Annotated in this window: 16 protein-coding genes; 9 read left to right on the top strand and 7 right to left on the bottom strand. The window is 69.2% G+C overall.

Going from position 1 to position 13,257, the window contains the following annotated elements; all coding sequences use genetic code 11:
* Window positions 1-35 precede the first annotated feature (35 nt).
* The 3 genes from BLQ76_RS12465 to BLQ76_RS12455 all read left to right on the top strand — a co-directional run bounded on the left by BLQ76_RS12465 (window position 36) and on the right by BLQ76_RS12455 (window position 4,197).
* Window positions 36-1,403: a sigma-54-dependent transcriptional regulator gene (locus BLQ76_RS12465; RefSeq protein WP_090673654.1), complete on the top strand. Its 1,368-nt coding sequence runs from the start codon at window positions 36-38 to the stop codon at window positions 1,401-1,403.
* Window positions 1,404-1,593: 190 nt separating this feature from the next.
* Window positions 1,594-3,411, top strand: a complete 1,818-nt coding sequence (locus BLQ76_RS12460) for a peptidoglycan L,D-endopeptidase MepK (protein WP_090673651.1) — start codon at window positions 1,594-1,596, stop codon at window positions 3,409-3,411.
* Window positions 3,412-3,765: 354 nt separating this feature from the next.
* Window positions 3,766-4,197, top strand: a complete 432-nt coding sequence (locus BLQ76_RS12455; RefSeq protein WP_090673648.1) for a Ros/MucR family transcriptional regulator — start codon at window positions 3,766-3,768, stop codon at window positions 4,195-4,197.
* Between the two features lie 66 nt (window positions 4,198-4,263).
* Here the strand turns inward: BLQ76_RS12455 and BLQ76_RS12450 are convergent, their stop codons facing one another.
* Window positions 4,264-4,515: a DUF2312 domain-containing protein gene (locus tag BLQ76_RS12450; RefSeq protein WP_090673646.1), complete on the bottom strand. Its 252-nt coding sequence runs from the start codon at window positions 4,513-4,515 to the stop codon at window positions 4,264-4,266.
* Window positions 4,516-4,620: 105 nt separating this feature from the next.
* Entirely contained in the window at window positions 4,621-4,935 is a 315-nt protein-coding gene (locus BLQ76_RS12445; RefSeq protein WP_090673643.1) for a DUF1244 domain-containing protein, read from the bottom strand.
* A gap of 188 nt (window positions 4,936-5,123) precedes the next feature.
* On the opposite strand from BLQ76_RS12445, the gene BLQ76_RS12440 reads away from it, so the two are divergent.
* Both BLQ76_RS12440 and pyk read left to right on the top strand, forming a co-directional pair.
* Window positions 5,124-5,588 carry a DUF1036 domain-containing protein gene (locus tag BLQ76_RS12440; RefSeq protein WP_090673641.1) on the top strand — a complete coding sequence of 155 codons (465 nt, stop codon included), beginning with the start codon at window positions 5,124-5,126 and terminating at the stop codon, window positions 5,586-5,588.
* Complete coding sequence (gene pyk / locus BLQ76_RS12435; RefSeq protein ID WP_090673640.1) at window positions 5,585-7,021, top strand: pyruvate kinase; 1,437 nt, start codon at window positions 5,585-5,587, stop codon at window positions 7,019-7,021. Before BLQ76_RS12440 ends, pyk begins: the two co-directional genes overlap by 4 nt.
* Before the next feature lie 34 nt (window positions 7,022-7,055).
* Here pyk and BLQ76_RS12430 read toward each other — a convergent pair whose 3' ends face one another.
* From BLQ76_RS12430 to BLQ76_RS12410, 5 genes are all read right to left on the bottom strand, one after another.
* The gene (locus BLQ76_RS12430; RefSeq protein ID WP_090673639.1) at window positions 7,056-7,562 is read right to left on the bottom strand and encodes a tetratricopeptide repeat protein; all 507 of its coding nucleotides are present in this window, start codon (window positions 7,560-7,562) and stop codon (window positions 7,056-7,058) included.
* A 196-nt stretch (window positions 7,563-7,758) separates the two neighbouring features.
* The gene (gene ykgO, locus BLQ76_RS12425) at window positions 7,759-7,884 is read right to left on the bottom strand and encodes a type B 50S ribosomal protein L36 (protein ID WP_062017685.1); all 126 of its coding nucleotides are present in this window, start codon (window positions 7,882-7,884) and stop codon (window positions 7,759-7,761) included.
* 154 nt (window positions 7,885-8,038) lie between these two features.
* Complete coding sequence (locus tag BLQ76_RS12420; RefSeq protein WP_090673637.1) at window positions 8,039-9,124, bottom strand: 5-(carboxyamino)imidazole ribonucleotide synthase; 1,086 nt, start codon at window positions 9,122-9,124, stop codon at window positions 8,039-8,041.
* Complete coding sequence (gene purE / locus BLQ76_RS12415) at window positions 9,114-9,578, bottom strand: 5-(carboxyamino)imidazole ribonucleotide mutase (RefSeq protein ID WP_090674110.1); 465 nt, start codon at window positions 9,576-9,578, stop codon at window positions 9,114-9,116. The genes BLQ76_RS12420 and purE overlap by 11 nt, the downstream gene beginning before the upstream one ends.
* 23 nt (window positions 9,579-9,601) lie before the next feature.
* The gene (locus BLQ76_RS12410; RefSeq protein WP_090674112.1) at window positions 9,602-9,805 is read right to left on the bottom strand and encodes a YdcH family protein; all 204 of its coding nucleotides are present in this window, start codon (window positions 9,803-9,805) and stop codon (window positions 9,602-9,604) included.
* A gap of 312 nt (window positions 9,806-10,117) precedes the next feature.
* On the opposite strand from BLQ76_RS12410, the gene BLQ76_RS12405 reads away from it, so the two are divergent.
* The 4 genes from BLQ76_RS12405 (at window position 10,118) to BLQ76_RS12390 (ending at window position 13,213) form a co-directional block, all read left to right on the top strand.
* Complete coding sequence (locus BLQ76_RS12405; RefSeq protein ID WP_090673635.1) at window positions 10,118-10,291, top strand: YdcH family protein; 174 nt, start codon at window positions 10,118-10,120, stop codon at window positions 10,289-10,291.
* A gap of 221 nt (window positions 10,292-10,512) precedes the next feature.
* Entirely contained in the window at window positions 10,513-11,175 is a 663-nt protein-coding gene (locus tag BLQ76_RS12400) for a thiamine phosphate synthase (protein ID WP_090673633.1), read from the top strand.
* A 4-nt stretch (window positions 11,176-11,179) separates the two neighbouring features.
* Window positions 11,180-12,175, top strand: coding sequence for a tetratricopeptide repeat protein (locus BLQ76_RS12395; protein WP_090673631.1), 996 nt, complete (start codon window positions 11,180-11,182; stop codon window positions 12,173-12,175).
* Window positions 12,176-12,367: 192 nt separating this feature from the next.
* The gene (locus BLQ76_RS12390; protein ID WP_090673628.1) at window positions 12,368-13,213 is read left to right on the top strand and encodes an inositol monophosphatase family protein; all 846 of its coding nucleotides are present in this window, start codon (window positions 12,368-12,370) and stop codon (window positions 13,211-13,213) included.
* The last annotated feature ends 44 nt before the right edge of the window (window positions 13,214-13,257 follow it).

The raw sequence follows: 13,257 nt of genomic DNA, 5'->3' as shown, positions 1-13,257 counted from the left end.
GCGAAGTCTTCACCCCCGGCCGACATATTGGCGCGATGCGGGACGAATGCGAATCCGATCAACGCTTCCGGGTCCTCCTCGTGGAGGACGAGCCGGTCGCCGCGCGCCTCCTGCAGGCGCAACTCGCGTCGGTCGGCGGCCGCGTGACGACCGCGGGCGGCGTTCAGGAGGCGCTGCGTCTCCTGAGTTATGAGCGGTTCGACCTGGCGCTCGTGGATCTCGGCCTGCCGGACGGCAGCGGGCTGAGCGTGGTCGGCGGAGCGGTCGCGGCCGGCGTCCCGGCGATCGTTCAGACCGCGAGCGACAGGGTGGAGGACGCGGTCGAGGCCATGCGGGCCGGGGCCTGCGACTTCATCGTCAAGCCCGTGACGCCGTCCCGACTCGTGCGGGCGGTGACGGCCGCACGCGGCGCGACGCCTCCGGGCGTCGCGCGACCCGGATCGCCCGAGCCGCACACGCCGATGGGCCGGACGCTGCGACTGGCGGAAAAGGTGGCGCGATCGGCCGCGCCGATCCTCGTCCGGGGCGAAACCGGCAGCGGCAAGGAGTGGCTCGCGCGACGCATCGTGGAACTGGGACCGCGGGCGGACCGGCCGTTTCTGGCGGTCAACTGCGCGGCGCTACCGGCGGACCTCGCCGAGAGCCTTCTCTTCGGCCACGAGCGCGGCGCGTTCTCGGGCGCGACCGAGCGTCATCCCGGTCGCTTCGCCGAGGCGGACGGTGGCACGCTGCTCCTGGACGAGGTCGGCGACCTCGCACCCGCGCTGCAGGCCAAGCTCCTGCGGGTGCTGGAGGATGGCGAGATCGATCCGGTGGGTGCGCGCCGGCCCCGCCGCGTCGACGTGCGCGTCATCGCCGCGACCCACCGGGACCTGGCCGCCATGGTGCGTGCGGGATCGTTCCGGGAGGATCTGTACTGGCGTCTTGCGGTGTTCGAGATCGAGGTGCCGCCGCTGCGCGAGCGACGCGACGAGATACCGGAGCTCATCCGGCGCTTCGTCGCGGAGGCCGCCGAGACGGGGCGGGCGTTCCGGGCCGATCCGGATGCCGTGCGGCAGCTGTCGCAGCGAGACTGGCCCGGGAATATCCGGGAGCTGCGCCACGCGGTCCTCAGGGCGGTGGTCCTGGCCGACACACCCGTGCTCGGTCTGGCGGCGTTCGATTGGCCGCCCGCATCCGCCGACGACGGGGTCGCAGATCCCGATCCCGGTCACGCGACCGAGCCTTTTTCCGAGTCGCCGGCTTCCCTGTCCAGTCTCGCCGAGGTGGAGCGCGAGACGATCGTGAAGGCCCTGCAGTTTCACGGCGGAAGCATGACCGCCGCCGCGCGAAGCCTGCGAATCGGTCGCTCGACCCTGTACCGAAAGATGGAGCTTTACGGCTTGAGCGGACGGGGCGCGTGACGGGGGCGCCACAATGACGGTCGATTTTACGTGCCGTTAACCATTTTCCTGTGTAGTGGGTGAGAAATTCGGCAGGTGTCATTTTCATGCCGCAGTCATTGTGGACTAGGCTCATGGAATTGAGCCTTCCGCCGACCGACGTCGGGGACACGAATCGTCGGACCAGGCGCACTGGGGGATATGGAACCGCATGCTCGGACGGACCGAATGCGTGTCGCGACGCGCCTTGAAGCGCGCAGCGATCCTTCTGGCAGGCCTGGTTGCGGGGTTCAGCGTGACGGCGCAGGCCGCCGCCGAGACCCGAACCCTCAAGCTCTATCACGTCCACCTGCGTGAGAAGACCGAGATCACCTACAAGCGGGACGGCAAGTTCCTGCCCGACGGCCTCAAGAAGGCGAACTGGGCCCTGCGCGACTGGCGCGAGAACAAGCCCACGAACATGGACCCGAAGCTGCTGGATCTCCTCTACGAGGCCTACAAGCAGTCCGGCTCGCGCGACTATATCCACGTCATCGGCGGCTACCGCTCGCCCGGCACGAACAAGATGCTTCGCTCGCGCTCCTCGGGCGTGGCGGGAACCTCGCTCCACATGAGCGGCAAGGCGGTGGACTGGTACCTGCCCGACGTCCCGCTCAAGAAGCTGCGCGACATCGGCCTCAAGATGCAGATCGGCGGCGTCGGCTATTATCCGCGCTCGGGTTCGCCCTTCGTCCACTACGACACGGGCAAGGGCCGTTACTGGCCGCGAATGAGTCGCACCGAGCTCGCCAGCGTCTTCCCGCGCGGCAACACGATCCACTTGCCTGCCGACGGCAAGCCGCTGCCGGGCTACGAGACGGCGCTCGCGTCCTACGCCAAGCGCAAGGGCGCCAACGACGTGCAGATCGCGTCGGGCTCGGGCGGCCGCACGGGCGGAGGCCGCTCGCTTCTGGCGGCGATCTTCGGCGGCGGCGCCGATGAGGCCGAGGACGAGGCCGAGGCGCAGACCGCGCCGGCCGCCGCGCGTCCGGCACGTCGCGCTCCCGAGCCGGCCGTGGCGGTCGCGGAAGCGGCGCCCGTGCCGCCCAAACGCGCCACGACGCTGCCCGCCGGTCTTCCCATGCCCGAGCGCGACTCCTTCGACGGCTCCGCGCCCGGCCGTGCGACGCCGCCCGCCGGCATCCCGACGCAGGAGCCCGAAGTCCAGGTCGCCGCGCTCGCCCCCGGCCGGGTTCCGCTGCCGACCTTCGCCGCCAACCGTCCGGCCCTGGCCGGCGGCGCGGCGCCGCCCGCTCCCCCGCCGGCGGAGCTGCCCAGCCAACTCGTGGCGGCGATCGAGGAGCAGGAGGTCGCACCGTCCGCTCCCGGCCAGCTCGCCTACTCCGTTCCCATGCCGCGCGAGCGCCCGCCGTTCGAGGCCGTGCTCCGCGCCAGCGCTCATGCACCGTCCGAGACCGTCGTCGCGGCGCTTGTTTCGCCGACGCCTCGGCCAGGTCTGGTTGCTGCGGCCGCGGCGCCGAAGGTCGCGCCTGACCTGACGCCGGAGGCGATCATCGCCGCCGCGGCGTCGCTCGAGGCCCCGGCCGCGAGCCGTGCCGCGCATGTCGCCGCCTCGCCGATCCTGGCGGCCGTGACCGCGGCCCCGGCCCGGCCGGACGAGAAGCCCGTGCAGGTCGCCTCGCTTGAGCGGTCCGCTGCGCCGGCCCCGGTCGCGGTCCGCTCCGGCAAGGGCGGGCGCGTGGTGGGCGACACGGCGGTCCAGCCGCGCAGCACCGCACGCTCCAGTTCGGTGACGCCGGCCTCCGCCCAGGCCATCGCGCGCCGCATCGAGATCGCCTCGCTGATCACCGCGCCCGAGCGCCGGGCCATTGAGACGCCGATGGCTCGTCCCGTGGCCGACAACTTGATCGGCGAAAAGCCCGACACGGTGTTCGACCGCGGATTCACGCGCAAGGGTACGATGCCCTCGGCCACGGGACGCTTCGAGGGCAAGGCCGTGAACTTCCTACCGGTGCGAAAGCTCGACTGACCGTCGCATGCCGTCGTGATCCATGGGCCCGCTGACTCGTGCAGCGGGCCTTTTCGTTTCGGCACCGGACTTGGCGAGTTCGGCGGATCGCGCCGGTTCCAGCGGTGCTACTCCAAGCTTCTTAAAACTACCGGTTGTTTGCCGGACACGTGAAAGATACCACGGTATCTGTGGACGGGGCGTCAGAGCCCAACAGTTGACACAAAGTATCTCCCTCTTACATGTCTTGCGGAATTCGATGTCCGTCTTGCGTTGTCGCGAGACCGCCGTCTCGAGACCGCACCCCGATGCGCTCGAGACCTGCATGCGCAGCACCGCACGGCGCTGCAGCGCCGTCGCCGTAAAGGAACACTCATGGATACGATCGACACCACGGACGGGCGTGACGCGCTGATGGAGCTGACGGCCGATGTCGTGGCGGCCTATGTCAGCCACAACTCGCTGCCCATGTCGGATCTTCCGACCCTGATCAAGGACGTCTACGCCGCGCTCGACCGTGCCGGTCCGGAGCCTGTCGCACCGGAGCCGGAGAAGCCGCGCCCCGCCGTTCCGGTCAAGAAGTCCGTTACCGACGACTACATCGTGTGCCTGGAGGACGGGAAGAAGTTCAAGTCGCTCAAGCGCCACCTCATGACGCACTACAACCTCACGCCCGAGGAGTATCGCGAGCGGTGGGACCTTCCGGCCGACTACCCCATGGTGGCCCCCAACTACGCGGCGGCGCGTTCGCGCCTCGCCAAGCAGATGGGCCTCGGCCACAAGCGCCGCCGGGCCGGTCGGGGCTGACGACCGTCACCCCATACGAAAACGGGCGCCGATGGCGCCCGTTTTCGTATCCTGGAACGCGTTCGGTCAATTCATCATGCCGAGCGCCTGGAGGTAGAGGTCGAGGATCGCCTCCTGCTCCTGCCGCTCGTTGGCATCCTGCTTGCGCAACGAGATCACCTTGCGCAGCACCTTGATGTCGAAGCCCGTCCCCTTGGCTTCGGCATAGACGTCCTTGATGTCGTCGCTGATCGTCTTCTTCTCCTCTTCGAGGCGCTCGATGCGCTCGACGAAGGAGCGAAGCTGGTCCTGTGCGACTTCCTCGGTGGCGTTCGACATGGGGCGATTCCTCGATAGGGCCGGGCACGGCCGAAGGGGTGGGACGATTGGCAAGCGCCGACGCGTCCTTATCCCCTTTGATGCCCCGGAATGGTTTCCGCTCCGTTAGCGCGACTCGTCATGCGGCTTCGCCTGCTCGAAGGCCACCAGCGCCTCGGGGCTCGCTTCGCGCTGATAGCGCTCGCGCCACTCGCCATAGGGCATGCCGTAGACGATCTGACGCGCGTCTTCCTTTTCGATCGGCGTGCCGCCGTCCGCTCTGGCGGCGTCCGCGTACCAGTTCGACAGGCAGTTGCGGCAGAAGCCCGCCAGGTTCATCAGGTCGAGGTTCTGCACGTCGGTGCGCTCGCGCAGGTGATCGCGCAATCGGCGGAACACGGCCGCCTCGAGTTCGATTCGCCGCTGATGGTCGTCGGACATGGTGCGTCTCCTGGCGTGGCGGGTTCCGGTTCCCGCCATATCGGCGCGGCCAGGGCAGGGCGCAAGCAAGTGGCGGCCGATCGCCGGTGCGTTTGGCGGCGATGGCGAGGCGCTTCGCCATGCTTTGCCCCGGTTCGGCTCTATGGCAGAAGAGCGATCAACGCCCAGCCGTCAGACGAGGACTGCCCATGCCCGCCGCTCCCCCGTTCCGCCGCTTGCCTGCTTTGGCGCTGGGCGCCGTTCTGGCGGGAGGCCTTCTGTCGTTCGTCGCTCCCGACGAGGCGCATGCCGACTTCCGCGTCTGCAACGGCACGCAGACGCTGGTCGGTGTCGCGGTCGGCCAACGCACCGCCGAGGGCTGGGTGTCGGAAGGCTGGTGGCGCATCCCGGCGACCACCTGCCGCTCCGTGGTCGAGGGCGAACTGAACTCGCGCTACTACTATCTCTACGCCGAGGACGCCGAGGGATTGGGTCGCTGGGCTGGAACGGTCGACCTCTGCATCGCCGAAAACGAGTTCAAGATCGTCGGCGTGAAGGATTGCTTCGCCCGTGGGTTCCAGAAGATGGGCTTCCGGGAGTATGACACCGGCGGACAGGGCAGCTGGATGGTTCAGTTGACCGAATCTCCCCGTGAAGGTGCCGAGCAACCATGAAACGCAACCGCCGCGTCAAGATTCTCGCGACCCTTGGGCCCGCCTCCAACGATGAGGCGATGATCCGCAAGCTGCACGAGGCGGGCGCCGACGTCTTCCGCATCAACATGAGCCACGCCGACCACGACACGATGCGCGAGACCGTCGCGCGTATCCGTCGCGTGGAGGCGGCCGTCGGCCATCCGATCGCGATCCTCGCCGATCTGCAGGGACCGAAGCTGCGCGTCGGCAAGTTCGTGGACGGCAAGGTCGATCTGCATGTGGGCGACGAGATCACGCTCGACGACAACCCCGAGCCCGGCAACGCAAGCCGTGTCTTCCTGCCCCATCCCGAGATCCTGGAGGCCGTCCAGCCGGGTCACCGGCTGCTGATCGACGACGGCAAGCTGCAACTCGTGGCGGTGGCCGCAGATGGGCGCTCGATCCGCTGCCGCGTGGTGGCCGGAACGCGCATCTCGGACCGCAAGGGCGTGTCGCTTCCCGATACGACGCTGGCCACCGGCGCGCTGACCGAAAAGGATCGTCGCGACCTCGACGCGGTTCTGGCTGAGAACGTCGACTGGATCGCGCTGTCCTTCATCCAGCGCCCCGAGGATCTGGCCGAGGCGCGCAAGGTCTCGCGCGGCCGCGCCGGCCTGATGTCCAAGATCGAGAAGCCGCAGGCGGTGGAACGCCTCGACGAGATCATCGAACTGTCCGACGCGATCATGGTGGCGCGCGGCGATCTCGGCGTCGAGATGCCGCTGGAGCAGGTTCCCGGCATCCAGAAGCGCATGACACGTCTGGCCCGGCGCGCCGGCAAGCCGGTGGTCGTCGCGACGCAGATGCTGGAATCCATGATCACCGCGCCGGTGCCGACCCGCGCCGAGGTGTCCGACGTGTCGATCGCCGTGTTCGAGGGCGCCGACGCCGTCATGCTGTCGGCGGAATCGGCGTCCGGCGACTACCCGGTCGAGGCGGTCGCCACGATGGACCGCATCGCGCGCGAGGTGGAGAAGGACCCCCTGTATCCCGGCATCATCTTCGCCCAGCGTCCGGCTGCGGAAGCCACGGGTGCGGATGCCGTGTCGCTGGCCGCCCGACAGATCGCCGAGACGCTGAACGTGGCGGCGATCGTCACCTACACCGCGACCGGCACGACGGGCCTGCGCACCGCGCGCGAGCGCCCGCAGATCCCGATCATCGCGCTGTCGCCGATCCTCGGCACGACCCGCCGCCTGACGCTCGCCTGGGGTCTCGACTGCGTCCACACGGAGGACGCGACCGATCTCGACGAGATGGTGGACAAGGCATGCCGCATCGCGGTCCAGCAGGGGATCGCACGCGCCGGCGAGCGCATCATCGTCACGGCCGGCGTGCCGTTGCGCACGCCAGGCGCCACCAACATGATCCGCATCGCCTATATCGGATCCGACGGTCTCAGCTCGATCTGAGACACAGGAACGGCCGGTCGGTCCGCATCGGCGGTCAGGCCGGCTGTCCCGCCAGTTCGTCGGAGATGCGCAGGACCGCGTCCTGCGCGGCTTTCAGCGCCGGGTAGACCGAGAGCGCGCGCGAGAAGGTGTCGAGCGCCTGCCGGTTGCGGCCCAGTTCCTCCTGCATGGCGCCCAGGCCCATCAAGGCCCCGAAGTGCCGGGGCTCGCGCTTCAGGACCTCCTCGACGTCGCGCATGGAGGCGCCGTAACGGTTCGCCGCGTAGTGCAGCGTGGCACGTCGATTCCAGCCTTCGGCGTAATCGGGTTCGAGCACGATGACCTGATCCAGAAGGTCGAGCGCCGCCGCCTCGTCCTTCTTCCCGATCGCGGTCGCACTCCGGTCCATCAGGAGATCCACCGTCGCGCTGTCGCTTTGCGACCAGAGCGCCTGGATACGGTCGGCGATGGTCTTGGCCTTGTCGGTCTCGGGTTCCCGCTTCAACTCCGCGAACAGGGTGTCGAGGCGTTCGCGACGGCTCGGCTCGGGCTCGGGAAGCACTGGAGCGACTTCCACGGGGCCGGGCGGGGGCGATGGGCTGCCCGGGGTTTGCGCCTGGACGGGGGGACCGGCGACAAGGCAGGCGGCGAAGACAAAAGAAAAGGCGCGCATGGGAGACGAGGTTATCGCCTCCCAGCGCGCCGTCCAGCACAAAATGTCGGGTGAGCCACGGGCCGCGGCGCGGCCGGGACGGTCCTCAGCCCTGGCGCGCCTTGTAGCGCGGGGCTTCCTTGTTGATGATGTAGATGCGGCCCTTGCGGCGAACCATGCGGTTGGCCCGATGGCGGCCCTTCAGCGACTTCAGCGAATTCTTGATCTTCATGGCTCTCGACCGTCGGTGGCTGCGACGTTCGGATGCGAAAACGCCCGCGCCGCTCAACAAAAAACGCGCCTCGGACAAGGCGCGCGACCTGGGCGTTCGATACAAGCGAGAGCGCGGTCCTGTCAACCGGTCCGCCCTCGCGGCAGCCCGGAAATCAGGCTCGTGACAGGGGCAGAAGGCGGGTCCAGTGGCCCATCTTGCGTCCGGGCCGCGCCTCGGCCTTGCCGTAGAGCGTCAGCATCACGTCGGGTTCCGCCAGCAGCGCCGCTGCGCGCCGCACCTCGTCGCCGATCAGATTCTCCATCACGCAGTCGGAGTGCCGCGTGCCCGAGCCGAGCGGCAGTCCGGCCACGGCGCGGATATGCTGCTCGAACTGCGAAACGCAGCAGGCCGCCTCGGTCCAGTGCCCTGAATTGTGGACGCGCGGCGCGATCTCGTTGACGAGAAGGCGTTCGCCGTCTGCCACGAAGAACTCGACGCCGATGACGCCGACATAGCCCAGTCGATCGAGGATGCGGCCGGCGGTCTCGACGGCCGCAGCCCTCACCGGGGCCGAGATGGTGGCTGGAACCGTCGAACGTCGCAGGATGCCCGCTCCGTGGCGGTTCTCGGCCGGATCAAAGGCAACCACCTCGCCGGAGCGGCTGCGGGCCGCGATCACCGAGATTTCGCGCTCGAAGGGCACACGGCCTTCCAGGATCGCGGGAACGGCGCCGAGACTCTCAAACGCGCCGTCGGTCAGCGCGTCGCGTCGGATCGTCGCCTGGCCCTTGCCGTCGTAGCCGAGACGGCGCGTCTTCAGGATCGTGTCGGTGCCGAGGTCGAGATGGGCATGGGCGAGTTCCGCCGCATCGTCCACCGCGCGCCAGGGAGCGGTCGCGATACCGATGCCGTTCAGAAAGGCCTTTTCGACCACCCGGTCCTGCGCGACCTCCAACGCCTCGACGGGCGGAAAGACCGGGCAGGTGCGACTGAGGGCGCGCAGCGGCTCGACCGGGACGTTCTCGAACTCGTAGGTGACGACGCTCGTGCGCCGTCCGAGCTCGGCCAGTCCCTCGCGGCTGTCATAGGCACCGCGGATCAGTTCGTTGGCAAGCTGCGCGGCCGGACAGGTCGGATCGGGGTCGAGGACGAGGGTTCGGAAGCCAAGGCGTGCAGCAGCCGAGGCGAGCATGCGTCCCAGCTGGCCACCGCCGACGATGCCGATCGCCGCACCGGGCTCGAGCGCATCAGACGTCACGGTTCGGGCGCTCCGCGACGGCCTCGCATTGTCGGCGGCGCCAATCGTCGAGACGCTCGGCCAGGGCCTTGTCGCTCAGCGCCAGAACCGCGGCCGCCAGCAACGCCGCGTTGACCGCGCCCGCGCGCCCGATCGCGAGCGTTCCGACCGGAATGCCCGCCGGCATCTGAACGATCGACAGGAGGCTGTCCTCGCCGCGCAGCGCGTGGCTCTCGACCGGCACGCCGAAGACCGGCAGGGGCGTCATGGCCGCCGTCATGCCGGGCAGGTGGGCCGCGCCGCCCGCGCCCGCCACGATCACCTTGTAACCGGCTTCCCGCGCGCCGGTGGCGAAGCGCACCAGACGGTCGGGCGTGCGGTGGGCGGACACGATCAGCGTCTCGAACGCGATGCCGAGCGCTTCCAGCGTGTCGGCGCAATGGCGCATGGTGGTCCAATCGGACTGGCTGCCCATGATCACCGCGACGGGAGCGGCGCTCACGCGATGATGTCCGGAATGACCTGATCCTCGAGATCCTGCAGACGATCCTTGATCATCAGCTTCTTCTTCTTCATGCGCTGGACCTGCAGCCGGTCGCAGCCCACGGACTCCATGGCGTTGATCGCCGCGTCGAAGTCCGCATGCTCCTGGCGCAGTCGCGCCAAGGCGAGCCTGATTTCCGCCTGTTCCTGATCCGCCACCAACGTCCCCTCGAACACCGCCGTACAACTCCCCGAGAGCGCGCCGCGATCGCACGCCCCGAAAGGCCGTGGCGATCCCGGACGGAAACCGCTGCCTGCCGCGCCGAGGGGCCCGTATCGTCGGGCCTTACGGGTTGCGCAGCCTGCCATCCGCAGAACTCGTCCAACCGTTACCAGCCCGCCGGCGAAACGGGAAGACGGGCTTGAACCTCGTTCGACAGTGCAAACTTTATGTGACACCTTTCCTCCGTCCGGGCCGGTTCCGGCTTGTGCGGGAGGCGGGGACGGACGCCACAACAAAGGAGCTCGTACATGTCCTTGGATGCTCACCTTGCGACCCTGGAACAGCGCCATTCCGCGCTCGACGACGAGATCGCGACGGCTCATACCAAGCCTGCGATCACGGACGCCGAGATGCGCGAGCTGAAGCGACGCAAGCTGCAATTGAAGGACGAGATCGAACGCCTGCGGGCGTCCCGCGACTAGGGCGCGGAACGGTTCGGCCGGCGCCGGGAACGGCGCCGCCCATCGATAGACGATACCGGGCGCGGGCGGTCTCGACCGTCCGCGCCTCGCTATCGGAAACGGCCACGATCCGCGCATCGCCGGCTTGCAGTTGCGCCGCAATCGGGCTTTAGGCCAAATGACCCCGGCCACGAAGCAAGCTTCGACCCGTTTGGCCCGCGAACCCGACCCGACTGGATCCGATGACCGCCGAAGACTTCATCCGCCCGCGCCTCGTTCTGGACGCATCCGTCCTGCCCGACGGACCGGCCGGCGAGGACCAGTTGCGAGCGGCGCTCGAGGCCGGCGACGTCGCGACGGTCGTCCTGTCGGCGGGCGAGCGGTCCGAAGCGGCGTTCCAGGACCTCTGCGAGGCGCTCGTGCCCTTGATCCAGGAGGCCGGTGCGGCGGCGATCGTGGCGGAGGACACGCGCTGCGCCGGTCGCGTCAAGGCGGATGGTTTCCACACCGGTGCCGGCAGCCTGGAGGCGCTCGGCGAGGCGGTCGCTCGCTTCTCCCCGCGCCTGATCGTCGGGGCTTCCGGCTTCACCACCCGGCACGATGCGCTGGAAGCGGGCGAGCGCATGCCCGACTACATTCTGTTCGGGAAGCTCGGAGCCGACACGGAAGCCGGGCCGCATCCGCGCAACCTCGATCTTTCGGAGTGGTGGGCCGAGATCGTGGAGATTCCCTGCATCGTGCAGGGCGGGGCATCGCTCGAAACCCTCCCCGCCGCGATCGCGACCCGAGCGGAGTTCGTCATGCTGGGCCGCGCCGTGTTCGGTGAGGGCGCCGATCCGGCCCAGGCCGTCGCCGAGGCCAACCGATTGTTCGACGAGGCGCAGCGGCGCGCCCAGGCGGCCTGAACCGATGCGCCGCGCGCTGGTCCTTCTCGCTCTCCTGTGGTCGCCGGCATTCGCGCAGGTGCCCGGCCTTGGCGTGCCGCCCGCACCGCCCGAACCGGCTCCGCCCGCCGAGACGAACCTGCCGACCCCGTCCGGCCTCGCCCAGCCGACGACCGGCGACGAAGGCGGGAACTCGGCGGCGGCCGCCTACGGTCACTTCCAGCGCGGGTACTACCTGTCCGCGCTGCGCATGGCCGAGCCGCTCGCCAATCTCGGCGACGCATCGGCGCAGACCCTGCTCGGTGAGATCTACGCGCGTGGCCTCGGCGTGCCACGCGACGAGGCGGAGGCCGCACGCTGGTACGGGATCGCCGCCAAGGCGGGCGTGCCCGAGGCGCAGTTCCGCTACGCGATGATCCTGATCGAGGGACGTGCCGTGCCGCGCGACGACGCCTCGGCGCGCGACCTGATGAAGGCCGCCGCCGACGCCGGGAACCCCTTGGCCGCCTTCAACTACGGTCAGATGCTGATCCAGGCGTCGCCGACGGGTGGCTTTGCGGATGCGCTCGGCTACTTCCAGCGCGCGGCCGAGGCCGGCGTGCCGGATGCGCAGTACGCGTTGGCGCAGCTCTACGCCTATGGCCGGGGCGTGGCCGCCGGCGACGACCAGCAGGCGCGCCAGTGGCTGGAGAAGGCCGCGCGCTCCGGTCACGATACGGCGCAGATCGAGCTCGGCATCTGGCTCATCAACGGTCGAGGCGGCGAGAAGGACCCTTCCGAGGGCTTTCGATGGCTGAAGGGGGCCGCCGAGCGCGGCAATCCGATCGCGGTGAACCGCGTTGCCCACCTCTACAAGGACGGCGTCGGCGCACCTGCCGATCGGGCCGAGGCCGCGCGTTGGACCGTCTTAGCGCGGCGGGCCGCCAACTCCGATGCGACGCTCGACGCCTTCTTCCGCCAGCTGCCCGAAGCCGAGCAGAAGACCGCGCTCGAGGCAGCGAACCGCACGCCCGCCGGCTGACCGAGCCTTCGCTTCTCCCTTGAACCGGGCGCGCTTTTGTGGTTCTGCGCGCCTTTGATCCGTCGGTTCGGCTTCGCGCGAGACGGTCCGGCCGCCCGTGCCGGGCCGTGTGTCTGCTATCGAAGCCCGAACCGCTTCCTTTATCTTCGGGACGCTCCGGCATCCCGCGATCTTCAAAAGAGTCGAGATCCCATGGCCCGTTCCGCGCTGATGAACGTCATGACGCAGGCCGCCACGAAGGCAGGCCGCTCCCTCACGCGCGACTTCGGCGAGGTGCAGAACCTCCAGGTGTCGATGAAGGGCCCAGCCGATTTCGTATCCAATGCCGACCGCAAGGCCGAGGAGATCGTCTACCAGGAACTCGCTCGCGCCCGGCCCGAATGGGGTTTCCTGATGGAGGAGCGCGGCGCGGTGGAGGGACGCGATCCGCAGCACCGCTGGATCGTCGATCCGCTCGACGGCACCACCAATTTCCTCCACGGCATTCCGGTATTCGCGGTCTCGATCGCGCTGGAGCGCGACGGGCAGATCGTGGCGGCCGTCGTGTTCAACCCGGTGCAGGACGAGTTGTACACGGCGGAGAAGGGCGGCGGCGCCTTTCTCAACGACCGCCGCATCCGCGTCGCGGCCCGTACCAAGCTGCACGAGGCGGTGCTGGCGACCGGCATGCCGTTCATGGGTCATGGCGACCAAGCGCGCTTCCTGTTCGAGATGCGTCGCATCACCGGCGAAACGGCGGGCATCCGTCGCATGGGCGCGGCTTCGCTCGACCTCGCCTACACCGCGGCCGGTCGCTTCGACGGCTTCTGGGAGCGCGAGCTGCAGCCCTGGGACCTGGCGGCCGGCTCGCTGCTCGTTCGCGAGGCCGGCGGCTTCACCACCGCGACCGACGGCTCGCGCTTCGAGTTCCTGCAGGGCGACATCGCCTGCGGCAACGAGCTGATCCACCGCGCGCTGCTGGGCGAGCTGAAGCATGCCGACAACGCCTTCCGCGCCGGCCGCCAGCCGGCCGCGGTGCCGGCGCCCGAGGCGTCCTGACGGCTCCGGCCGAACCGCGTTTTCCGCAACAGACGCTGGTGGTT

It is taken from the genome of Aureimonas jatrophae (assembly GCF_900104035.1).
Lineage (GTDB): Bacteria > Pseudomonadota > Alphaproteobacteria > Rhizobiales > Rhizobiaceae > Aureimonas > Aureimonas jatrophae.
This window is presented reverse-complemented; position numbering and strand designations above follow the sequence as displayed.